Raw genomic sequence first — 23,532 nt, forward strand, 5'->3', positions numbered from 1 at the left:
ACTCAAGATAAATAGTATGAGAGCTAGTTGGCGGAAACAGATATGAATACAATGGATACTTTTCATCAAATGGATAAATCTCACCAAGGCTATATCACCGAATTCAACGATAAAAGTGAGTTTGAACAACGCATTAACACAGCTTGGCGTCGTGCTGAACCAGAAGCTGTAGAAGAGCTATTACAAGCTGCCGCGGTATCTGATGATTTAGATCATAAAATTTATGACCTTGCCTTTAATCTTGCCCATAACTTACGTGAACGTAAAACCTCTTCGGGTAAAGCAGGTATTGTTCAAGGGTTACTACAAGAATTCTCCCTTTCTTCACAAGAAGGCGTGGCTTTAATGTGTCTTGCTGAAGCTTTGCTTCGTATTCCAGACTCAGCAACACGTGATTTACTTATTCGAGATAAAATCAATCAAGGCAACTGGAAAGAACACGTTGGCCAAAGCAGCTTAATGTTTGTAAATGCTGCCGCATGGGGCCTCATGTTAACTGGTAAGCTCATGGAAACTCCAAAGCAAACCAGTCTTTCAAGTGTACTTACTGGCCTTTTAGCACGTAGTGGCCGTGGCATTATTCGTAAAGCAGTCGATGTTGCAATGCGTATGATGGGTGAACAGTTTGTTACTGGTGAAACCATTGAAGAAGCTGTAGACCATGCAAAAGTACTTGAAGACAAAGGTTTCCGCTATTCTTACGACATGTTGGGTGAAGCTGCTCTAACTGAACATGATGCTGAACGTTACTTCAATGATTATACGCAAGCCATCCATGCAATTGGTAAAGCGTCTAACGGTAAGGGCGTTTATGATGGCCCAGGTATCTCAATTAAGCTTTCTGCTTTACACCCTCGCTATCAACGCGCGCAAATTGAACGTGTTCATCAAGAACTTTATGGCAAAGTATTTGAACTCGCTCTTTTAGCTAAAAAGTACAATATTGGTTTAAATATCGATGCAGAAGAATCAGAACGTTTAGAAATTTCTCTTGAGTTACTTGAACGTCTTTGCTTCGAACCAGAACTTGCAAACTGGAAAGGCATTGGCTTCGTTATTCAAGCGTACCAAAAACGCTGTTTCTTCGTAGTTGATTATATTATCGATCTTGCTAAACGCAGCCAAAAGCGCCTCATGATCCGTCTTGTGAAAGGTGCGTATTGGGATAGCGAAATCAAGAAAGCACAAATCGAAGGTATGGATGACTATCCTGTCTTCACTCGTAAGGTGCATACGGATTTATCTTATATCGCTTGTGCTAAAAAATTACTTGCAGCACCAGAGTTTATCTATCCGCAATTTGCAACTCATAATGCTCAAACGTTAGCAACGATCTATCACTTAGCTGATCCAAGTAAATATTATGCTGGTCAATATGAGTTCCAATGCCTACATGGTATGGGTGAGCCACTTTATGAACAAGTTGTTGGCCCACGTGAGCAAAATAAATTAGGCGTACCATGCCGTATTTATGCTCCTGTTGGTAACCATGAAACTTTGTTGGCTTACTTAGTTCGCCGTTTACTTGAAAATGGTGCAAATACTTCATTTGTTAACCGTATTGCCGATAAAACACTTAAAGTTGAAGATCTGATTCAGTCTCCAATTTACGATATTCGCAATGCAGCTAAACTTGAAGGTTCAGTTGGCTTAAAACACCCATCTATTCCGTTACCTTTAGACATGTATGGCTCGCTCCGTAAAAACTCTAAAGGATATGATTTAGCTAATGATGCTCCACTTGAAGCATTAGATCAGACAGCTCAACAACTGCGTAGTCGTATTTGGCAAAGCTATCCATTATTGGCAGATAACGGTTCTTTAGAACAAGGTCATTCTGTTGCAATTACAAACCCAGCACAAAATGATGAAATTGTTGGGCATGTACAAGAAGCTGATCTAAAGCATGTAGAAGTTGCACTTAATGCAGCTGAACAAGCTCAGTGTGAATGGGCTAATACTCCTAAAGATCAACGTGCTCAATACTTAAAACGTGCAGCTGACCTGATGGAAAGCCGTATTGAAGAGTTAATGGTATTGCTTTGCCGTGAAAGTGGTAAAACCTATGCCAATGCGATTGCTGAAGTTCGCGAAGCTGTAGATTTCCTACGTTACTACGCAACTCAAGTTGAGAACCTTCCAGCTAATACAACTATTCAGCCTTTAGGTACTGTACTTTGCATTAGCCCATGGAACTTCCCTCTTGCGATTTTCTCAGGCCAAATCGCGGCTGCATTAGTCAGCGGTAACTGTGTTATTGCTAAACCTGCCGAACAGACTCCATTAATTGCAGCTCAAGCAGTGCAAATTTTATGGGAAGCTGGTATTCCTCATGGCGCTGTGCAGTTATTGCCAGGTCGTGGTGAAACAGTTGGAGCTCAACTCAGCCAAGATAGCCGTATCGATGGCATCATGTTTACTGGTTCAACTGAAGTTGCAAAAATTTTACAGAAGACTGTTGCGAAACGCTTATCTGAAAATGGCCAGTCAATTCCCCTCATTGCAGAAACTGGTGGTCAAAATGCAATGATTGTGGACTCATCTGCATTAACTGAACAAGTCGTACTTGATGTTGTAAGTTCAGCTTTTGATAGCGCTGGTCAACGTTGCTCTGCTTTACGTATTTTATGTGTGCAAGAAGACAGTGCTGCAACCGTTATTAAAATGCTTAAAGGTGCAATGCAACAGTTGAGCGTAGGTAACCCTGCCATTTTAAAAACTGACATTGGTCCTGTTATTGATGTTGAAGCAAAACAGACGATTGACCAGCACATCCAAAAAATGAAGTCTAAAGGCTATCCAGTACATCAGCTAATGTTTGGCGCAACGAGCCAGAATGAATTAGATAAAGGAACTTTTGTTGTACCAACAGCAATTGAGTTACCTAACCTTGATGATTTACAACGTGAAGTCTTTGGTCCAGTTTTGCACATCATTACCTATAAGTATGGCGAGCTTGAGCAACTCATCTCGCGAATTAATGCCAAAGGTTATGGTTTAACAATGGGTCTTCATACGCGTATTGATCAAACCATCCAAACAGTGATTCAACATGCTGAAGTTGGTAACCTTTATATCAACCGAAATATTGTTGGTGCTGTTGTTGGTGTTCAACCATTTGGTGGTGAAGGTTTATCTGGTACAGGTCCAAAAGCTGGTGGTCCGCTTTACATGTATCGCTTAATGCAACATTGTTCAAATAAAGTATTGGCAACACCATTTGCCATGAAAAATGAACAAACTGCTTTTGACGGCTTTAACCGAGAGGTTTATCAGAGCTTACAAAATTGGGCGAAACAGCATTTACCGCAAGCAAACCGCGAAATTGAACCTTTTGGCGTTGGTAAGTTTTACGAGTTACAAGGTCCTACCGGAGAAAGTAACCAATATATTATTCTGCCGCGTCACCGTGTGCTTTCAATCGCTGATACAGAACAAAATCAGTTGCATCAATTGCTCGCAATTTTTGCAGTTGGTAGCCAAGCGGCCGTAATGCCAAATAGTCCATTATTGGCAAAACATAAACAAACATTGCCAAAAGATGTATTAGATGCAATTCGTGTTATTAAAAACATCAGTTCAGATGATTTTGATGCAGTTTTACATCATGGTAACCGCGAAGAAATCTTCTCATTACAGCAAGAAGTTGCTACTCGTTCCGGTGCAATTGTAGGTATTACACATGTTGAGCCAAATGAGACTATTCCACTTGAACGTTTAGTGATTGAACGTGCAATTAGTGTGAATACAGCTGCGGCTGGCGGTAATGCAAGCTTAATGACAATGTCTGATTAATACGTAAGTTTGTAAAAAAGCCCAAATCTAGCATTTGGGCTTTTTTATTTAATAAAGTAATCTTTTCTTAAATATATAAATTTTATCAATTCGAGATTCTAATAATGATCTTTTTAGAACCAGAACAATATCAACAAAAATGCGCCCAGCTTTTTAATTCATATCAAAAGGATATTTCCATATTACTACCATTTGCAAGAATTGAGCATATTGGTTCATCTTCAATACCAAATGCAATTTCAAAGGGTGATTTAGATATTTATATTGAGGTTACGCCTGATCAGTTCGAGTTAGCGATCGAACAATTAAAAAAGCTAAACTTTATAGAAAAACAAAATACGTTAAGAACACATGAACTTTGTATGCTTGAGTCACTCAATAACGATGATATTGCCTTTCAAATTGTAGTCACAGGTTCAAAGTTCACATTTTTCTTAACATTTAGAAATAAGCTTACCGATTCTCCAGCACTGGTCGATGAATATAATCAATTAAAATTACAGTGTAGTCATTTACACCCTGATCAATATAGAGCAATAAAATCAGATTTTATTAGCCGTGTATTAAATCACCCTAAGGTTTAGCTACGTGTCGGTATTGATATCTAGCTAAAATTGGCTCCTGTAACCCCGTTTTTTTTGATACCATTCACTATTTGATTCTGTCTAAATTTTCTTTGTCTATGACCTCTTCTTATCATCAACAACTTCAAACTAAAATTGACCGCATTACTGCCCAATTTTCTGAATTTACTCCACCTACATTAGAAGTGTTTGAATCACCTGAACAACATTTCCGTATGCGTGCTGAGTTTCGTATCTGGCATACAGAAAATGACATGTTCTATGCCATGTTTGAACGTAACGATGATGACAAACAAAAAACCGTTTTACGCATTGATGAATTCCCCATTGCAGACCAAAGCATTAATGATTTAATGCCAAAACTTTTGGAAGAGCTCAAAGCAGAACCTAAGCTTTCTAGCCGTTTATTTGAAGCTGATTTTCTTGCAACACTTAGTGGGGAAATGTTAGTTACATTAATCTATCACCGTAAACTTGATCAGGAATGGGAACAAGCAGCTAAAGCGCTTGCTGAGAAGTTAGACATTAAGATTATGGGTCGTAGTCGTGGTCAAAAAATTATTATTGGCGATGACTTTGTCGTAGAAGAATTTGAACTTTTGAACCGTTCATTTAAATACAAACAAATCGAAAGTAGCTTTACTCAGCCTAACGCACAAGTTTGCAAAAAAATGCTGCAATGGGCGTGTGATGCAGCTGAAGGGTCGAAAAAACACTTATTAGAACTTTATTGTGGTAATGGTAACTTTACTCTTCCTCTTTCTTTAAAGTTTGAACGTGTTCTAGCAACAGAACTTGCAAAATCTTCCGTTTATGCTGCTCAATGGAACATCGAGCAAAACCAGATTGATAATATTCAAGTAGCCCGTCTTTCAGCTGAAGAATTTACTCAAGCCTATCAGGGTGAGCGCGAATTCCGCCGCTTACAAGAAGCGAATATTGATATCCAAAGTTATAACTTTGATACCGTATTTGTTGATCCCCCACGCGCAGGGATTGATGATGAAACTTTAAAACTTTTACAAGGTTTTGAACGGATTATCTACATTTCATGTAATCCAGATACACTGTATGAGAACCTAAAAATATTAGGTTTAACTCATCGTATTACCAAGTTTGCATTATTCGATCAGTTCCCATATACCCATCATGTGGAATCGGGTGTATTACTTGAGAAGATTTAAACAAAATCTTTCATTGTAAATTTAAAATCAAAGGGGGTTACATACCTCCTTATTTTTTAATGATTTTTTGTTTAAGTATTTAAATTTTCAAAAAATATCAAGTCATCTATCCGTCATAATTTCGTTTAACTCACGCATTCCTATCGAAAATTCTCGAGTTCAATTGGTGGATTTATCACTTATAGAGACTTGTATTTTATTTTAAATTGGCTATATTTCGAGCTATGTTAGATTGTATATGAAGGCTCTATGAGTTTTTGGCAAAAGCTGTTCTTAGCAGATCAACAGCATAACGAGCATAAAAACCAAACTGCTTGTGTTGAAAATGACTGCTCATGTAAAACAAATGAACAACTTCTAAGTGCTCTTGCACTAGCAACAGATGAAGATGTCATTAAGGGAATAAAGAAAGTTCTTATTTCCCGTGGTTATAGCCGAAAAGAGTTGAATGAACTCACTCAAAAACCATCTATCCATTAATTAAAAAGCCAGTCTTGTACTGGCTTTTTTATATTTCACTTTAATCTACACTCTGTCTGATCTACCCAACCAACAATTGGTCCCATTTCAAATTGTTGATCATTACGCTTGTCTTTCTGAACATATAAACTAGAAATAGAACCATCAAGATATAAAGCCTGGTCTACCTTAAGATTTCTTTGAAAAAACTGAGCAAACTTGTAAAAACTCACGCTATTCTTCGATATTACAAAGTAGAGTTTATTATTTCGAATACCGACTCCATTACGAATTTTATTTGATTGAGAATCTGGTAAAAAAAGGGAATTTATCTTTCCATCAATCACTAACATCGGGCCAGATTGTGTCGCATAATCAATGTTGAAATCTCGGCGACTGTATTGCTGCGTTGTTAAAATAAAGGCCTGTTTTTTATTCCAACTTAACACACCATTAGGCTGTAAAAAGAAATTCCCTAATCCTTTACTTTTATTTAATGGCTGAATCACCTTAGCTTGTTCAACATACAGCCCTACTGGAGAAAATCCCGGATGAAACATCCCTGCATTCATTGCGAAAGAAAGTTGCTCACAGTGCTTTAAATGTTCCTGCACACTATTAAAGCTTTTGTAATACTGTTGATTATTAGAATTCTTAAGGAACAAGCGTAACTGTTTTAAATTGCTAATTGCAACCACATCATATTGGTCGCCTTCTGCTGTTTTAACTTGCTGGTGTTCTATAGCATAGACAGACTGAATCAAAAGCCCATATATAGTTAAGCACCACATCAAACGTTTCATTTAATACCACCAGACATGACATTTTTTCTTCATATTAAATCTTTAAATTATATACAATAAACACAAATAGATTGGCTATGTACCAAACTCATTCATTCGACGTAATCAATACACTCGAAAATGTCTATATTGGTTATAATGGTTAGCAGCTTTTCAATAAAAGCCATTTACACTTTATTGGATCAGCGTAAGCATGCAACAACCGAATAAGCGCTACCCTTTAGGGGCTCATCTCATCGTAAGGCATCTCGGCTATAGCCATCATGGTATATACGCAGGGAGAGGTCGAGTGATCCATTATTCAGGCTTAGCGCATTTCATCAAAAAACGCCCCATTGAAATTACCTCAATAGATGCATTCTCGCATGGCAAAAAAATACATGTTCGCTCTTATGACACGCCACGCTATAAAGGAAGAGCTGTCGTGCGCCGAATGCGTTCACGTATGCATGAAAACCACTACCATCTAATTATTAATAACTGTGAACATTTATGTAGTTGGGCAATTACTGGAGTCGAAAGTAGCACTCAAGTTGAACGTATGATGCATCGATTAACGACGATTGGCTATGTAAGCTCAATCATGAGCTATATGAATGGGATGATGCTCACTGTTGCAACGACATGTTTTGCTCTTGTTCTTTATATTAAAAAGAAATTGCGTGATCAGGCAAAAATGAAGGTCCCTACTTATCAATTTCTTAGAGAAAAATCTGAAAAAAGAAATATTGATCCTTTAGTCTTTATAGATCCAGATAAAAAAGAACCAATTTAATAAAAAAGCCCTCATATTCGAGGGCTTTTTTAGAAAACTTAAAACTTATTTTTTAGCGGCAGTTGCTTCAGTCGTAATGTTTACAGTGATCTTATCACCAACATTCGGCACATAGCTTCCTAGACCAAAGTCAGAGCGTTTGAATGAAGTCGTAGCATTAAAGCCAATCGCTGGAACTTTTGCCATTGGGTGTTCGCCTTGCTTGTTTAAAACAGCATCAAGTACCACAGGCTTAGTTACACCTTTAACCGTTAAGTCACCAGTAATTTTAAAGTGCTTTTTGTCTTTGGTTTCAACTTTAGTACTTTTAAATGTAATGTTTGGATATTTAGCTGCATTAAACCAAGCTTCTTCTTGGAATTCTTTATCTAAAGCAGGAACGTTTGTATTTACGCTGCTTAAAGGGATAGCGACATTTACAGATGAATTTGCTGGTTTAGCATTATCAACTTTAATTACACCTTGGATATCCGAGAAGTTAGCGCTTGGAGTAGAGAAACCAAAGTGATTCCACGAGAAAACAGTAGCTGTATGTGTAGGATCAATTTTGTAGTCCACTGGCGCAGCTAAAGTAACTGAACTAGCCAATGCTACTGCCAAACCAAAGCTTAGTGTTTTAAGATGCATTTTTCGTATCCTTTATTGATATAGTCATTAGTGTATACATCAAGTAATTTAATTCACTATTCTTTATAAAACGATATGTTTCATCCATGCAACAATAAAAGCGTTACAGTTATTATTTAAAAACAATATTATAAGATATCGGTGTTGTCATACCGTTTCCGAACTCTCAAATTAATTCGTTTTTACTTCGACTTTATTGATCAATAACAAGGTGAAACATGGCTAATACTGCTCAAGCACTAAGTACTTCCACTCCATATCGAGTAACTCTGACCGATCCTTCGGGTCACCAATGGTTTGCTGATGAACCTACAGACAAAGGTGGTCTAGATACTGCTCCAAACCCAGTTCAAATCTTACTGTCTGCTTTGGGCGCATGTACCACCATTACACTAGAAATGTATGCGAATCTTAAAGGTATTAAACTCGATCATGTTCAAGTTGATTTAGTATTAAACCCAAATGGTGAACCAGAGAAAGGCCAAAATAATATTGAACGCAAAATCACGCTCAAAGGTGAATTCAGTGAAGACCAACACAAGCGTTTATTAAAAGTTGCCGAGAACTGCCCCATTCATAAGTTACTCACTTCTCAAATTAATATTCAAACCGAACTTAGCATTTAACCTTTCAGATATAAAAAAAAGCGCTCCCTATGGAGCGCTTTTTTACACTACTTTAATATTTAAGCAGTTAATTCTTTTACTGCTGCAACAACAGCTTCAGTTGTAATACCAAAGAATTGGAACAAATCTTTTGCTGGTGCAGATTCACCATAAGTTGTCATACCAATTACTTTGCCATCAAGACCAACAAACTTCCACCAGTAGTCAACATGAGCAGCTTCAACTGCAACACGCGCACGGATATGAGCTGGTAATACAGCTTCACGATATGCAGCGTCTTGTTTCATAAATTCTTCTGCACATGGCATAGAAACTACACGTACACCGTCAAGTTGAGTATAAGCTTCCATTGCTAAAGAAATTTCAGAACCAGTTGCAATAATAATTGCTTTTAATTCGCCTTTTTCTTGAGCAAGAACGTAACCACCTTTTGCAACATTTTGAATTTGCTCTTCAGAACGTGTTTGGAATGGTAAGTTTTGACGAGAGAAAATGAGTGCTGTAGGACCATCTTTACGCTCTAAAGCAGATTTCCATGCAGTAGCAGTTTCTACAGTATCAGCAGGACGCCATGTATTTAGGTTAGGTGTACCACGTAGAGAAGCAATTTGTTCGATTGGTTGGTGAGTTGGACCATCTTCACCCAAACCAATTGAGTCATGTGTATAAACATGAATTACACGTTGTTTCATCAATGCAGACATACGTACTGCATTACGCGCATATTCCATAAACATTAAGAATGTTGCAACGTAAGGAACAAAACCACCATGTAATGCAACGCCATTGGCAATTGCAGTCATACCGAACTCACGTACGCCATAATATACGTAGTTACCAGCTGGGTTCTCTTGAATACCTTGGCAACCTTTCCAAAGCGTTAAGTTAGAACCAGCCAAGTCAGCAGAACCACCTAGCAATTCAGGCAATAAAGGACCAAATGCTTGTAATGTGTTTTGGCTTGCTTTACGTGTTGCGATGGTTTCGCCTTTCGCATTTGTTTCACGAATGAATGCATCTGCTTGCGCTGCAAATTCAGCTGGTAAGTCACCGCTAATACGACGAAGTAACTCAGCTGCTTCAGTTGGATATTTTGCTTGATACTGTGCAAATACCGCATCCCAAGCTGCTTCAGATTCAGTACCTTTTGCTTTCGCGTCCCATGCAGCATATACATCAGCAGGAATAACGAATGCTTCTTCTTTCCAGCCTAATGCTTCACGAGTTAAAGTAATCTCATCTTTACCTAATGGCGCACCATGACAGTCTTCTTTACCTTGTTTATTTGGTGAACCTAAACCAATAATGGTTTTACACATAATAATGGTTGGTTTTTGAGTTTCAGCTTTTGCTTCGATTGTTGCTTGACGAATCGCATCAGCATCATGTCCATCTACACGAAGAACTTGCCAACCATAGGCTTTAAAACGCTCTTCCGTATCATCGCTGAACCAGCCTTCTACTTCACCATCAATTGAAATGCCATTGTCATCATAATAAGCAATCAATTTACCAAGTTGTAAAGTACCAGCTAAAGAACATACTTCGTGAGAAATACCTTCCATTAAACAGCCATCACCCAAGAAACAGTAAGTGAAATGGTCTACAACGTTTAAATCATCTTTATTGAACTGGGCAGCTAAAGTCTTTTCTGCTAAGGCAAAACCAACAGCATTAGCAATACCTTGACCTAAGGGACCAGTCGTTGTTTCGATACCTGGTGCATAACCATATTCAGGGTGACCAGGAGTTTTTGAATGTAATTGACGGAACTGTTTTAAATCTTCAATTGAAAGATCATAACCTGTTAAATGAAGCAAAGCGTATTGCAACATTGAGCCATGGCCGTTTGATAAAACGAAACGGTCGCGGTTTGCCCATTGTGGATTAGTTGGGTTGTGATTTAAAAACTCGCGCCAGACGACGTCAGCAATATCTGCCATCCCCATTGGAGCACCAGGATGCCCTGAGTTTGCCTGTTGCACAGCATCCATTGCCAATACACGAATTGCATTTGCAATACGACGTTCGTTTAAAGGGGTCGCCATAAGATCAGAATCCAATTTTAATAGATTGATGAAAAGAAGAAGATGAATAACAATTCAATGCCGCTATATTGTCTTAAAAAAAAGGCTGAGGGTAAACCCCAACATAGTATATTTCTTTATTTTTAACCGTTTCTTGGTTACACAAAAAACATTTGAACCTTTAAGTTATACAAAACAGTGCTCATTTTTTTAAATACGGATCCCATATGCGAGCAGGCAGTTCTATTAGACTTTGATATATAGATAAAATATTGTGAAATCTCTATCTAGATCGATCATATTTCTTTTCTTTAAAATCCGACTTATAAGACATCATCTTTCTGTTAAACCATATGTCTAAAAAACGTACTAACAAAAAATTATTAAAATACCAATACTTTAAATAAATACTCTTTATATCAATTTTACTAATACACTTATCAATTAAAACACAGTATAAATGAAACAAATTCATGCTTTTTGGTCAGTATGAACTGGTCCTCAAGCTCAAGTCGATGTAACATATTATGTCTTTTGAAATAACCAAGATAGGACTTTCATGCGCGAGTACGCTGTTTTTACCTCGGAATCTGTAAGCGAAGGTCATCCCGATAAAATGGCCGACCAAATTAGCGACGCTATTTTGGATGCAATCTTAAAAGAAGACCCATACGCACGTGTTGCTTGTGAAACACTGGTAAAAACAGGCGCTGTTGTACTTGCTGGTGAAGTAACAACGACTGCTAATATTGATGTTGAAGCTGTTGTTCGTAATACCGTTAACGGTATTGGATACCACCACTCTGATCTTGGCTTTGATGGATCAACATGTGCTGTAATCAATATGATTGGTAAACAATCACCAGAGATTGCACAAGGTGTAGACCGTCAAAAACCTGAAGATCAAGGTGCCGGTGACCAAGGTTTGATGTTCGGTTATGCAAGCCGTGAAACAGATGTGTTAATGCCTGCTCCGATTTCTTATGCTCACCGTTTAATGGAACGTCAAGCTGAACTTCGTCGCTCAGGCGCACTTCCATGGTTACGCCCAGATGCAAAAAGCCAAGTTACTTTTGCATATGAAAATGGCAAGCCTGTACGTCTAGATGCTGTCGTTTTGTCTACTCAACATGATCCTGAAATTACTCAAAGCCAGCTTAAAGAAGCGATCATTGAGGAAATTATCAAGCCGATCATTCCTGCTGAAATGTTCCATGCTGCTACTAAGTTCCATATTAACCCAACGGGTATGTTCGTTATTGGCGGACCTGTGGGTGACTGTGGTTTAACAGGCCGTAAAATTATTGTTGATACATACGGTGGTATGGCTCGTCACGGCGGTGGTGCTTTCTCTGGTAAAGACCCATCTAAAGTTGACCGTTCTGCTGCATATGCAGGTCGTTATGTTGCAAAAAATATTGTAGCAGCTGGTCTTGCTGACAAATGTGAAATTCAAGTGAGTTACGCAATTGGTGTAGCTGAGCCTACTTCAATTTCAATTAATACCTTTGGTACAGCAAAAGTTTCTGATGAGTTGATTATTCAACTTGTACGTGATCATTTCGATTTAAGACCGTTTGGTATTACTCGTATGTTGGATCTTCTTCAACCAATGTATAAACAAACTGCGGCTTATGGCCACTTTGGTCGCGAAGGATCAGACTCTGCATTTACATGGGAAAAAACTGATAAAGTTGAAGCCCTTAAAGATGCTGCTGGTCTCTAAGAAAATGACATAAAAAAGCCCGCCAATGAGCGGGCTTTTTTATTTATAGTTTAAATTTTATAGTATGTAGGGTTTACTCTTCTAGCAACCATCCTTGATGCCATATCATTTATAACTTTGAACAAAATTATTGTCTTGTCGTTTTATCATCCTGATTTAGCACATCAAGTATTGTTGACTGTGTAGGAGTATCTTGATGGTCCTGTACATATATATGGACAACTTTAAATACGACGACAACCGCTAGACAAGCCATCACACAAAATATCCACAAACCATACGGGCTTCGAATATGTTGCGAACCACAATGTGGACATGATTTATCAGTTGATGCCACAACTTTGTCGCAACACGCACAATGGTATTGATATAGCATAGGTAACCCTCCTTCCCTCATTTCAACCGTTGTTTTTTTAATAGGTTTGCTGCATTTTTAATTTATACATCCTTTATATTTATCCTATGTGAAATGAAAAGATAATTCAATCTGAATGAACAATTGAGTCAATTAAAAAATATTATTAAAATACAAAAAGATAAGTTAAATATTATTTTTTTGGCACTATTTTTCTTATTTTGATATTTTGTCAAATTTGCTAAAATAAGCGAATAATCTCACATTTTAGGTCAATGCATGTCAGATACACAGCTCATTAATAAGGGTGGCTTTCGCGAAAGAGCCAACCGAAGTCGAGGTTATCAACAATCTGAAAACAAGCAAACCGCTCTACCTTCAAATAAATATCAACCACAGTCGAAACCACAAGAAAAAACTAGATTAGAAATGGATGATATTGATTCATCGACTTCGGATTGCCAAAATAAATAATTATTTAAAAATAAAAAAAGCTTAAACCTCATGGGTTTAAGCTTTTTTATATTCATAGCACACTTATTAATCTTTATTTTTATGCTCTATTTTTTTGTGGTTTGGCGTAACATCGCGCGCTTCACCATCGATAATGTTTGAATCATGGTATTGGCCTTGACTACCACCCTGCTGGTTCTGCATATCTTGCATTTGACGCATTAAATCAGCAAATGGGTTTTGTCCCGAAGCATTACCACCCATACCACCCATCATTTTATTCATCATAGCTTGCTGGCGTTTTGCAAGAGTTCTCATCGCTATATTACGAAATGCGGTTTGAACACCAGGAATCAAAATTAAAACAGCCAAAACATCAGATACAAGACCCGGCAACATTAATAAGAAACCTGCAAAAGCATAAGCAAGTTTTTTAGTTACTGTTGGGTCACTACCTAATTGACCTGTCATCTGCATTTGCTGTAATTGAGGCATAATACCGGCAGTACTTCTGCGAATAAGCCCCAAACCAATAAAGAAAGCAATAATGAACCAAAAGAACACATACCATCCACTGATGAACTGTGCTACGCCAATCCATACGGCAATTTCAACAATCGCGCCCAGAACTACAATAAGAAGTAAATTCATGTAAAACTTTATCTATCTCAAAAAGAAAATTCATTGCAGTTTTATTTGACCTAACCTTATCTAAGTTGCAAATAAGGATTAAGCATTCCTCTTAGCTCTGATTGTTCTTTCTAATTTCTAAAAATTAACAAAAACTATCGCATCGGCAAGAGTCTGCAATACTGGAGTATATTTGATTTTAACTCGATAAAAACAAACATGCTTTATTATTAATGAGTGCTGTATCAACTTTATCAAGTGCCACTTCAATCAGATTTGAATTTTTTTACTCTATTTGAGCGAGAATTCGTTCAAAAAAGAACTTCTTTAGTCAAATAAAGTCTTATTTGCTTAGCAAAGTTAGGAGCATTCCTTTGTTTATGCTTTACTTTTGGAGGACTTTAAAAGTAATACGTACATATAAACCTTCATAGATAGCTTACATTTTACCTATCTAAAGACAGTTCTATTCAAGTTAAATTAATTAGTAATACTTCAAATTAAACTTAGTCAGATTATGTATAAAAAAGCCCTTATCGTTGCAATAAACCTCCTATTTTTATCCGCTTGTTCTTCCAATTCGGTAAAACAACATCAAATACATTCTATTTCTGCCAATAAAAATTCAGAAGAAATTAAATCACTGTTTGATCAAGCACAGACCACAGGTGTTTTGGTGATTAAGCGAGGGCAAACAGAAGAAATTTATGGCAATGATCTTAAAAGAGCATCAACCGAATATGTTCCCGCCTCTACCTTTAAAATGTTAAATGCTTTAATTGGACTTGAACATCATAAGGTAACTACAACTGAAGTATTTAAATGGGATGGGCAAAAACGTTTATTTCCTGATTGGGAAAAGGACATGACACTGGGTGATGCCATGAAAGCTTCTGCAATTCCAGTTTACCAAGAATTAGCCCGACGAATTGGTCTGGATCTTATGTCCAAAGAGGTGAAACGAATTGGTTTCGGTAATGCTAACATTGGTTCAAAAGTAGATAATTTTTGGCTCGTCGGCCCTCTAAAAATTACACCTCAACAAGAAACCCAATTTGCTTATCAATTAGCCCATACAACGCTTCCATTTAGCAAAGATGTACAAGAACAAGTTCAATCAATGGTGTTCATAGAGGAAAAAAATGGAAGTAAGATTTATGCCAAAAGCGGTTGGGGATGGGATGTTGAACCACAAGTTGGTTGGTTAACAGGTTGGGTCATTCAACCACAAGGAGAAATTGTGGCATTCTCACTTAATTTAGAAATGAAAAAAGGAACTCCTAGTTCTATTCGCAAAGAGATTGCCTATAAAGGCTTAGAACAACTGGGTATCTTATAAGTTCAACTCTATAGCCCAAGCATAGATTGGGCTATTTCTTTAATTTTAAAAGTTGAACCTAATTTATTAGCCATCAACTGGATGTAATGGCGTATTTAAATTTAATTGATAAAAAGCTGCATCAAGCCATTCCCCAAACTTAAAACCGACTTGTTTAAAAGTGCCTGCATGAGTAAAGCCCATTTTTTCATGTAAACCGATGCTTGCCTGATTAGTCGCATCAATACAACCAATCAATACATGTAAATCAGCCTCTTGAGCTCGCTGAATCAGCTGTTGCATTAAAATTTTGCTTAGTCCGCTACCACGATGCTCATGATGAATATAAATACTATGTTCAACGGTATATTTATAGGCAGGAAAAGCCCTAAAGGTTCCCCAGCTCGCAAAACCCAATAACTTGTCAGTCTCATCAACAATACCAATGACGGGAAAACCATTTTGTCTTTTAACCGAGAACCAATTTTTCATCGACTCTTCAGAGCGCGGTAAATAGTCATATAGAGCGGTAGAATTGATAATTGCTTCATTCAGAATCTCTAATATAGCCACTGAATGTTCTGCTTCATTACAATCAATTAAACGAAAATTGGAATTGAGGGAATAAGTCATAAAGATTCCTTAATGGCAGAGACGAGTTGATTAGAGACGACTAAAATATAGCGAGCGACTTGAGATGAATTATTACTGTATATAACGGGCTGGTTTAGTTGCATTGCCAAACAATCCCCTGTGCTTAAAGCATAAGAAGATTCACCTAGTTGAATATCAATTTTCCCTTCAACTACCCAAAGTTGCTGCTGTACCACCTTAGAGGTTTCACTAATTTCATAAGTAATTCGTGAATGAGCTGGAAACTCAATTTCAACAATCTGAAATGAAGACTTCCAATTTGGAGGTGAAATTTGACGGCGAATATAGCCAGTTTCCGGGTCTTTCCATTCCGATTGTTGACTACGCCGAACAATGGGCTGAGGTGATTGATTACCTTGCTGGTTAGTGAAGAGTTGAGTCAAAGGTACATCTAAACCATTTGCTAGCTTTTCAAGGACAACCGCTGTTGGGCTGGCCTCACCTCTTTCAATTAACGAAATAGCAGAACGGCTCACTTGGCATCGTGTAGCAAGAACATCAAGGGTATATCCACGAGCTAAACGCAGTTCACGTACTTGCTGTGCGATGCGAATATTAATATCTTCCATGCACCCACAAATTCCATTTCCAAAATTATAGACAAATATTCCACTAAACTAGAATGTTGTCAATTATTAAAGAATTTTATCTTTTTTAGAAATCTTGAAAAACTATTCTTTGTAGTAACCAAAATAGAATCTATTTAAAAAACGAAAAATAACCATTCATAAGTGACTTGTTTAAATAACTCATGCAGATCATATTTTGGTATGTAACAATACCTTTAAATTATTTATGTAAGCCTTCGCATGTCTTTGATTATTGGGATTGACCCTGGTTCACGCTTAACAGGTTATGGAATCATAGAAAAAGATGGGAGCAAACTACGTTTTATCGATGCAGGTACTATCCGAACAGAAACTAAGGAAATGCCCGAACGCTTAAAACGTATCTTTGCTGGTATTGAACGTATTGTTAAATTTCATGGTCCAACTGAAGCTGCCGTTGAGCAAGTGTTTATGGCTCAAAACCCCGATTCTGCCCTAAAACTTGGTCAAGCACGTGGTGCAGCAATAGCCGCTTTAGTTAATTTAGATTTGCAAGTTGCAGAATATACTGCGCGCCAAATTAAACAATCTGTTGTAGGTTATGGAGCCGCAGACAAAGAACAAGTACAAATGATGGTCATGCGATTACTTAACCTGACCATTAAACCTCAGGCAGATGCAGCAGATGCACTAGCAGCAGCAATTTGCCATGCTCATGCATCTGGAAGTATGAGCAAACTGTCGGTCCTTAATGCCTTAGGTGGTATGGCACGTGGTCGAAGCCGCTCTAGCAGTCGTAGACGTTAACGCTTTATTAGTTCACGACTTGTATAATTGCCTGATTCATCTCAAAAGCCTGTAAACCCCGCATACCTTGTTTTGCAAGTTGGTCACCGGCCTGAGCATGAAGGGTAACAATTTCATGTAATGCAATTGTTTTATGGAACTGTGCTTTTAAACTCGCGATCATGCCTGCTAGTACATCGCCCATTCCTCCAGTTCCCATACCCGCATTTCCTTGGGGACAAATATAAAGAGTATCTTCTAAAATCAGACTACCTGCTCCTTTAAGCACCCACTGCCCTGCATATTTTTGTTGTAAGGCATAAATCGCAGAGATTCGGTCATTCTCAATCTGAGTAGTGGAACACTCAAGCAATGTTGCAGCTTCTCCAGGATGAGGTGTTAGATAAATATGTGCATTCAATTTTTGAGGCTGTTTTGCTAGAAACCATAAAGCATCTGCATCTAAAACAATCTCCAGATGTTCACTCTGATTTAATAAATTAAACCATTGTCGGTAGATCTGCTTTGCCCAATCATCACGCCCCAACCCCATTCCAAAACACACTGCATCAACCTGAGATAAAATATCTTTAATAGACTTTTCATTTAGGGCATTAATATCACGGAGCATAATATTTGGTGAACGAGACAAAATAGACTGATGATGGTTTTGATGACAAACCACCGTGACTTTACCTGCTCCTGCATGAAAAGCAGCCTCGGCAGCCATAATTACAGCACCGCCCATTTGTTCATGTCCACCAACGACTAAAACATGCCCATAACTCCCTTTATGACCAAATGCCATACGCTTAGGAAGTTTAATATTTGTTGATGTTAAATAAGCTAGCGGTTTCAGCTCTTGGTCTATAGGAATTAAATCAATTAAATGAAGCTCGCCTACGTATTCTTTGCCTTGACCTGTAAATAATCCGGCTTTAAGTCCTAAAACTGTAAATGTATGATCAGCCCTTATTGCACAAGGTAAAGTACATCCTGTATTTGCCTGCAAACCGCTGGGTATATCAACAGAAATTTTTAGGCCAGTTTGTTCATTAAATTGTTGAATAGCCTGTTGCCAATGAATGTTTAATTCTCGATTTAAACCAATACCAAATAAAGCATCAATATGACAATCAAAATGCTTTGCAAGTTCAAAACCTTGATGAATTTGCACCAGTTGATCTTTTGCAAATTGCACAGCTTGGTGTAAATCTGCTGAAGCTCCTACTTCTGATGCAAAGATTTCAACATTCCAACCCGTTTGCTTTAAATAAGCTGCTATAAAATAACCATCACCAGCATTATTACCCTGCCCACACCAAATAGCGATATTTTTAACAGACTGCTCGTTAAAAAGTTCAATTAACTGTTGAGCAATTGACCAAGCCGCTTGTTGCATTAAACCTAATGATGAGTTTTGCGCAGCAAACCAGCGTTGCTCCCATGCTTGAATATCATCGCTATGGTAAACTATCGCCTGCATATTATTATCCTTTTGCATTTTGGTTTATGACATTTTCCGATACATCACGCATTGCGTTGCAACAACTTGATCTTCATGAATTAAAAGCATGGATCAAGGCTCAAGCATTAGACTTGGGTTTTGCTGATTGTGTCATTGCAAAACCAGATGCTCAAGAGCAAATGCCACGTTTTTTAGAGTATCTTGAACGTGGCTATCATGCAGATATGACCTATTTAGAAGAAAATCTAGAAAAGCGGGCTGATCCAACATTATTAGTTCCTGGCACAAAAAGTATTATCTGCGTTCGCATGAACTATCTTGTCGAATCTCCAAAACCTCGATATGTACCTTTCGAACCAAATTCTGCGATTATTGCTCGTTATGCACGTGGTCGTGATTACCACAAAGTAATGCGGGGACGATTGAAAACTTTAGCCACACGAATTCGTGAAAAAGTTGGTGATTTTGAATCACGTCCTTTTGCTGATTCAGCCCCTATTTTTGAAAAATCATTGGCTGAAAGTGCTGGAATGGGTTGGACGGGTAAACATACTTTGCTCATTCACAAAAAGTCAGGTTCTTTTTTTGTATTGGGTGAACTATTTACATCACTCGATTTACCTTTTGATGGCCCAACGACCTCTCATTGTGGTTCATGTAGTGCTTGTATTGATATTTGTCCTACACAAGCAATTGTGGAACCTTATATGCTCGATGCACGGCGTTGTATTGCATATTTAACTATCGAATATAAAGGAATTATTGCTGAAGAATTACGTGCTGGTATTGGTAATCGAGTTTTTGGTTGTGATGACTGTCAATTAATTTGCCCATGGAACAGTTTCGCAAAAACTGCTTCTATTAACGATTTCAATCCTAGAAATGGATTAGACAGCATCAGCCTACTCGATATCTGGCAATGGGATGAAGCTACGTTTTTGGCAAATACGGAAGGCAGCCCAATCCGCCGGACAGGTTATCAATCATTTAAACGTAATATTGCAATCGGTTTAGGAAATGCTCCTTATTCAACGGAAATTGTAGCTCAACTACAAAATGGCAAGATTTTGCATGATGATATTGTCAACGTGCATATTGATTGGGCAATTGAACAGCAACTTAATCAACTTCAGTCATGAAATTAAAAAAATGATGTTTTTTGCCCTATAGCTTTAATACGAATTCTGTATGATTATGTGTAGTGAATTAATGCCATCATCATGGATATGACAATGACTCTACGTAATGATTGGAATCGTGAAGAAATCCAAGCTTTATATGAACAACCCTTTTTGGATTTAGTTTTCAAGGCTCAGCAAGTACATCGCGAGCACTTCACTGCCAATGCGATTCAGGTCAGCACCCTTTTATCGATTAAAACGGGTAAATGCCCTGAAGATTGCAAGTACTGCTCACAATCAGCACATTACGAATCAAAACTAGAAGCAGAAAAACGTATTGCTGTAGAAAAAGTGATTAGCGAAGCAAAAGCTGCAAAAGATTCAGGTTCTTCACGTTTTTGTATGGGTGCAGCTTGGCGTAACCCACATGAACGCGATATGCCTTATGTTTTAGAAATGGTACGTGAAGTAAAAGCTTTGGGTTTGGAAACTTGTATGACTTTAGGCATGCTTAACCAATCTCAAGCAGAGCGTCTACAAGTTGCTGGTTTAGATTATTACAATCACAACCTAGATACATCTCGTGAGTACTACTCACACATCATTAGCACGCGTACTTTTGATGATCGTTTAAATACCCTAGATTATGTTCGCCAAGCTGGCATGAAAGTTTGTAGTGGCGGTATTGTAGGTTTAGGCGAAAGCCGTGATGACCGTGTTGGTTTATTACATGAATTAGCTACCCTACCAATTCATCCTGAATCTGTGCCAATTAACATGCTTGTTCCAATTGAAGGAACGCCGTTAGCTGATGTTGAAAAACTTGATGTAATTGAATGGATCCGCACTATTGCTGTTGCGCGCATTATTATGCCGCATAGCTATATTCGTTTATCTGCTGGTCGTGAGTCATTAAGTGATTCAGATCAAGCATTAGCATTTATGGCAGGCGCAAACTCATTATTCTCTGGTGATAAATTACTCACCACACCAAATGCAGGTGAAGGTAAAGACCAAGCTTTGTTTAACAAACTCGGCTTAACCGCAGAAAAACCAAAGCCAACAGTTGCTGATCTATCAGTAAATGCCATGAGTGCATAACTCAAGGCAGTAAAATAAAAAAGCCCTGATTCTTCAGGGCTTTTTTATTTAAACAGAAGTAACTAAAATTCCATAAGTGGCATTAAGAAATGTCCCGACTCGAATAATGTCTTTTCCTGCAGCATGCGTTACAGACAACTCTTGGCTCAATACATCAAAATTAAAAGCATCAAAAACATCCTGATGATGTAAAAGCCAAGTCACTGTATCTGCTATATTATCATCCACAATATAAGTTAAAGCCTTAAAGTCTTTACTCATAAATCACTCTTAAAAATAAATTTTATGAATTTTATATGAGTTAACTCTACCTTAAAAGAGAATCTAAGCTGCTTTAGGGTTCACTAAAGAGCGACCCGACAATAAGCTTGTCAAAGCTTGTGGTGAAAATTCCAAAGAAAGCACATGATTCTTGAGGTTAACAGAGTGCTTACTGATCAATGGAAGTAAACCTTCTTCTGTTTCAAAGACGTATTCATCTGCAATATTTAAGATACCCTCAAGATTAGTTGTACTCGAAGCAAGATCATGACTAAAGATGTCATAAATCGTTTGCAAGTTAAACGTTGTCTGCTGCTCCGTTGGGTGCTTAATGAGATAATCCTTTAAAAACAAAACTAGCTTATGAGCAAAGAAAAAGTAATTAGGTTTATAGCTATACTTCATACTATTCATGGAACGGAACTCCAGATTATCTTTTATTAAATTACAACTAAAACAGTAGGAATTGAATCTTAAAAAATTCTTAAAAAATAAATATATTCACAAGATAAATTAAAAAATAATTTTATGGTTAAAAAACAATAATTTACACTATATATGTGGGCAACTTTTATCTTAAATGTCTTAAAGTTAGATTAATTTAATAAAATACAATTACTTAAATATTACGAGTTTTTTCATTTTATTTTAAAAATGAATCACACATTATTTTACCAACTGATAAAAAATATATTTCAAAATATTAAATAATAAAAATAATCAATCAGAATATATATAAATATAATGTTTTTCTTGTTTTTTGGTTGAAAAGTGATATATTTCCTTCGCCTTACTTAAGCAGAATAAACTTGCTGAAAAGTAATGGAATTTATTTTAAAAGGCTATTCTGGGGATTTTATGAAAAGATTTATTTTTATGGCGGCGGTTTCTCTCTTAAATATAACAAATGCACAAGCTGCAGATGGCACAATTACTATTAATGGTCTTGTCACAGATAATACTTGTACGATTGATACTGGAGATAAAAATCTAACAATTAACCTGCCTACAGTTTCATCTCAAACCTTAAAAAATGTAGGTGATGTAGCTGGCCGTACCCCATTTCAAATTAATTTAACGAACTGTGCTTCGGCTGGTAAAGTAGCCACCTATTTTGAGCCGGGTGCTACCGTTGACTTTAATACTGGTCGTTTATTAAACCAAGCAACTTCAGGCGGCGCAACAAACGTGAATATCCAGTTGCTAGGCAGTAATAATGCTGTAATCCCTGTACTCGCTACAGGCACGAATGCGGCTCAGACCAACTCACAATGGGTGAATGTTTCGGCAGGTGGCGATGCTGACCTTAACTATTATGCTGAATACTATGCTATAGGTGCTTCTACTGCGGGTACGGTAACATCGCAAGTAAAATACACCATTATTTATCAATAAAATTAAAATTGAAGCTTCTATTTAAAGATAGAAGCTATCTCCTATCTATTATTCATTATTGAGAATATGACTCATGCTTTTTCGTGGTCGTAAGTTTTTTTGGGGATTAGTTTGTCTACAGGTAGCACTGACTACCACAGGCCATACTGAAATTGTTTTACATGGAACTCGTGTCATTTATCCTTCAAATGCACGTGAGATCACTTTGCAACTGAGTAATAACGGTACAGCTCCCTCTCTTGTTCAAGCTTGGATCGATGATGGAAATGCAAAGTTGACTCCCGATGAAGCAAATGTGCCCTTCATTATTACTCCCCCGATTTCACGAGTAGAAGCGAATAAAGGCCAGACCTTAAGAATTACAGCTCTGCCTAATACTTCTCAATTAAATCAGCAACAAGAATCTATTTTTTGGCTTAATGTTTTAGATATACCTCCTAAACCGGAAGGAAAAACTCAACAAGACCATAACACCTCTATTTCTAATAATTTTTTACAGCTTGCTGTTCGTTCGCGCATTAAATTTTTTTATCGCCCTATAAATCTAAAAGAAAATATTGAACAACTAAGTGAGAAAGTTCAATGGAAAATGAATGATCAATATCTAGTAGTGACGAACCCGACACCCTTTTTCCTGACTATTAGCTCCATTTTTCAGGGAAGTGAAGGCCATAAAACAGACTTATTACAACAAGGTTTAATGGTTGCTCCTTTTTCCGAAGATAAAATAAAAATAAAAAATAAAAATTTAGCAGATATGAGCTTTGTATATATCAATGATTATGGTGGAAGAGTTGAGCACCCAATAAAGTTCTAACCTTACTGTATTACTTAAG

General features: G+C 37.4%; 24 protein-coding genes. 14 read left to right on the top strand and 10 right to left on the bottom strand.

Annotated elements, in window-relative coordinates:
- Window positions 1–42 precede the first annotated feature (42 nt).
- The 4 genes from putA (at window position 43) to ACB088_RS07940 (ending at window position 6,043) form a co-directional block, all read left to right on the top strand.
- A complete protein-coding gene (gene putA / locus ACB088_RS07925; RefSeq protein ID WP_375038552.1) occupies window positions 43–3,795 on the top strand; it encodes a trifunctional transcriptional regulator/proline dehydrogenase/L-glutamate gamma-semialdehyde dehydrogenase in 3,753 nt (1,250 codons plus the stop codon).
- A gap of 104 nt (window positions 3,796–3,899) precedes the next feature.
- Window positions 3,900–4,379, top strand: a complete 480-nt coding sequence (locus ACB088_RS07930) for a GrpB family protein (protein ID WP_375038553.1) — start codon at window positions 3,900–3,902, stop codon at window positions 4,377–4,379.
- Window positions 4,380–4,477: 98 nt separating this feature from the next.
- Entirely contained in the window at window positions 4,478–5,563 is a 1,086-nt protein-coding gene (trmA, locus tag ACB088_RS07935; RefSeq protein ID WP_375038554.1) for a tRNA (uridine(54)-C5)-methyltransferase TrmA, read from the top strand.
- Window positions 5,564–5,812: 249 nt separating this feature from the next.
- Entirely contained in the window at window positions 5,813–6,043 is a 231-nt protein-coding gene (locus ACB088_RS07940; protein WP_003651412.1) for a hypothetical protein, read from the top strand.
- A gap of 35 nt (window positions 6,044–6,078) precedes the next feature.
- Here the strand turns inward: ACB088_RS07940 and ACB088_RS07945 are convergent, their stop codons facing one another.
- On the bottom strand, window positions 6,079–6,825 hold the full coding sequence (locus tag ACB088_RS07945; protein ID WP_375038555.1) for a phosphodiester glycosidase family protein: 747 nt from the start codon (window positions 6,823–6,825) through the stop codon (window positions 6,079–6,081).
- A 193-nt stretch (window positions 6,826–7,018) separates the two neighbouring features.
- Between ACB088_RS07945 and ACB088_RS07950 the strand changes: the two genes are divergently transcribed.
- Window positions 7,019–7,600, top strand: coding sequence for a lecithin retinol acyltransferase family protein (locus tag ACB088_RS07950; protein WP_375038556.1), 582 nt, complete (start codon window positions 7,019–7,021; stop codon window positions 7,598–7,600).
- 45 nt (window positions 7,601–7,645) lie between these two features.
- On the opposite strand, the gene ACB088_RS07955 is transcribed toward ACB088_RS07950, so the two are convergent.
- On the bottom strand, window positions 7,646–8,227 hold the full coding sequence (locus ACB088_RS07955) for a YceI family protein (RefSeq protein WP_375038557.1): 582 nt from the start codon (window positions 8,225–8,227) through the stop codon (window positions 7,646–7,648).
- A gap of 218 nt (window positions 8,228–8,445) precedes the next feature.
- Here ACB088_RS07955 and ACB088_RS07960 point away from each other — a divergent pair, with 218 nt between their 5' ends.
- On the top strand, window positions 8,446–8,853 hold the full coding sequence (locus ACB088_RS07960; RefSeq protein ID WP_375038558.1) for an OsmC family protein: 408 nt from the start codon (window positions 8,446–8,448) through the stop codon (window positions 8,851–8,853).
- A 59-nt stretch (window positions 8,854–8,912) separates the two neighbouring features.
- Here ACB088_RS07960 and tkt read toward each other — a convergent pair whose 3' ends face one another.
- A complete protein-coding gene (gene tkt / locus ACB088_RS07965; protein WP_375038559.1) occupies window positions 8,913–10,901 on the bottom strand; it encodes a transketolase in 1,989 nt (662 codons plus the stop codon).
- A gap of 538 nt (window positions 10,902–11,439) precedes the next feature.
- On the opposite strand from tkt, the gene metK reads away from it, so the two are divergent.
- On the top strand, window positions 11,440–12,606 hold the full coding sequence (gene metK, locus ACB088_RS07970) for a methionine adenosyltransferase (protein WP_092705570.1): 1,167 nt from the start codon (window positions 11,440–11,442) through the stop codon (window positions 12,604–12,606).
- 127 nt (window positions 12,607–12,733) lie between these two features.
- Here the strand turns inward: metK and ACB088_RS07975 are convergent, their stop codons facing one another.
- Entirely contained in the window at window positions 12,734–12,982 is a 249-nt protein-coding gene (locus tag ACB088_RS07975) for a hypothetical protein (RefSeq protein WP_199990636.1), read from the bottom strand.
- Between the two features lie 258 nt (window positions 12,983–13,240).
- Between ACB088_RS07975 and ACB088_RS07980 the strand changes: the two genes are divergently transcribed.
- On the top strand, window positions 13,241–13,435 hold the full coding sequence (locus ACB088_RS07980; protein WP_092705569.1) for a hypothetical protein: 195 nt from the start codon (window positions 13,241–13,243) through the stop codon (window positions 13,433–13,435).
- Between the two features lie 66 nt (window positions 13,436–13,501).
- Here the strand turns inward: ACB088_RS07980 and ACB088_RS07985 are convergent, their stop codons facing one another.
- Window positions 13,502–14,065, bottom strand: a complete 564-nt coding sequence (locus tag ACB088_RS07985) for an FxsA family protein (RefSeq protein ID WP_375038561.1) — start codon at window positions 14,063–14,065, stop codon at window positions 13,502–13,504.
- Between the two features lie 496 nt (window positions 14,066–14,561).
- On the opposite strand from ACB088_RS07985, the gene blaOXA reads away from it, so the two are divergent.
- Window positions 14,562–15,383, top strand: a complete 822-nt coding sequence (gene blaOXA / locus ACB088_RS07990; RefSeq protein WP_375038562.1) for an OXA-213 family carbapenem-hydrolyzing class D beta-lactamase — start codon at window positions 14,562–14,564, stop codon at window positions 15,381–15,383.
- A gap of 66 nt (window positions 15,384–15,449) precedes the next feature.
- Here the strand turns inward: blaOXA and ACB088_RS07995 are convergent, their stop codons facing one another.
- Window positions 15,450–15,995, bottom strand: coding sequence for a GNAT family N-acetyltransferase (locus tag ACB088_RS07995; protein WP_375038563.1), 546 nt, complete (start codon window positions 15,993–15,995; stop codon window positions 15,450–15,452).
- Window positions 15,992–16,585 (bottom strand): helix-turn-helix domain-containing protein, encoded by a 594-nt coding sequence (locus tag ACB088_RS08000; protein WP_375038564.1) that lies wholly within the window; start codon window positions 16,583–16,585, stop codon window positions 15,992–15,994. The genes ACB088_RS07995 and ACB088_RS08000 overlap by 4 nt, the downstream gene beginning before the upstream one ends.
- Before the next feature lie 240 nt (window positions 16,586–16,825).
- On the opposite strand from ACB088_RS08000, the gene ruvC reads away from it, so the two are divergent.
- Window positions 16,826–17,371 carry a crossover junction endodeoxyribonuclease RuvC gene (gene ruvC, locus ACB088_RS08005; RefSeq protein ID WP_003651385.1) on the top strand — a complete coding sequence of 182 codons (546 nt, stop codon included), beginning with the start codon at window positions 16,826–16,828 and terminating at the stop codon, window positions 17,369–17,371.
- Between the two features lie 7 nt (window positions 17,372–17,378).
- Here ruvC and ACB088_RS08010 read toward each other — a convergent pair whose 3' ends face one another.
- Entirely contained in the window at window positions 17,379–18,836 is a 1,458-nt protein-coding gene (locus tag ACB088_RS08010; protein WP_375038565.1) for an NAD(P)H-hydrate dehydratase, read from the bottom strand.
- A 26-nt stretch (window positions 18,837–18,862) separates the two neighbouring features.
- On the opposite strand from ACB088_RS08010, the gene queG reads away from it, so the two are divergent.
- Window positions 18,863–19,957: a tRNA epoxyqueuosine(34) reductase QueG gene (gene queG / locus ACB088_RS08015; protein WP_375038566.1), complete on the top strand. Its 1,095-nt coding sequence runs from the start codon at window positions 18,863–18,865 to the stop codon at window positions 19,955–19,957.
- Between the two features lie 93 nt (window positions 19,958–20,050).
- Window positions 20,051–21,040, top strand: a complete 990-nt coding sequence (gene bioB, locus ACB088_RS08020; protein WP_004642579.1) for a biotin synthase BioB — start codon at window positions 20,051–20,053, stop codon at window positions 21,038–21,040.
- A 48-nt stretch (window positions 21,041–21,088) separates the two neighbouring features.
- Here bioB and ACB088_RS08025 read toward each other — a convergent pair whose 3' ends face one another.
- Together ACB088_RS08025 and ACB088_RS08030 are read right to left on the bottom strand one after the other, a co-directional pair.
- Window positions 21,089–21,301, bottom strand: a complete 213-nt coding sequence (locus ACB088_RS08025; RefSeq protein ID WP_209830644.1) for a hypothetical protein — start codon at window positions 21,299–21,301, stop codon at window positions 21,089–21,091.
- A gap of 63 nt (window positions 21,302–21,364) precedes the next feature.
- Window positions 21,365–21,715: a hypothetical protein gene (locus tag ACB088_RS08030; protein ID WP_133746198.1), complete on the bottom strand. Its 351-nt coding sequence runs from the start codon at window positions 21,713–21,715 to the stop codon at window positions 21,365–21,367.
- A 408-nt stretch (window positions 21,716–22,123) separates the two neighbouring features.
- Here ACB088_RS08030 and ACB088_RS08035 point away from each other — a divergent pair, with 408 nt between their 5' ends.
- Entirely contained in the window at window positions 22,124–22,696 is a 573-nt protein-coding gene (locus ACB088_RS08035) for a fimbrial protein (RefSeq protein ID WP_375038567.1), read from the top strand.
- Between the two features lie 73 nt (window positions 22,697–22,769).
- On the top strand, window positions 22,770–23,513 hold the full coding sequence (locus ACB088_RS08040) for a molecular chaperone (RefSeq protein ID WP_375038568.1): 744 nt from the start codon (window positions 22,770–22,772) through the stop codon (window positions 23,511–23,513).
- Window positions 23,514–23,532: the final 19 nt, after the last annotated feature.

It is taken from the genome of Acinetobacter sp. RW6 (assembly GCF_041956835.1).
Classification (GTDB): domain Bacteria; phylum Pseudomonadota; class Gammaproteobacteria; order Pseudomonadales; family Moraxellaceae; genus Acinetobacter; species Acinetobacter calcoaceticus.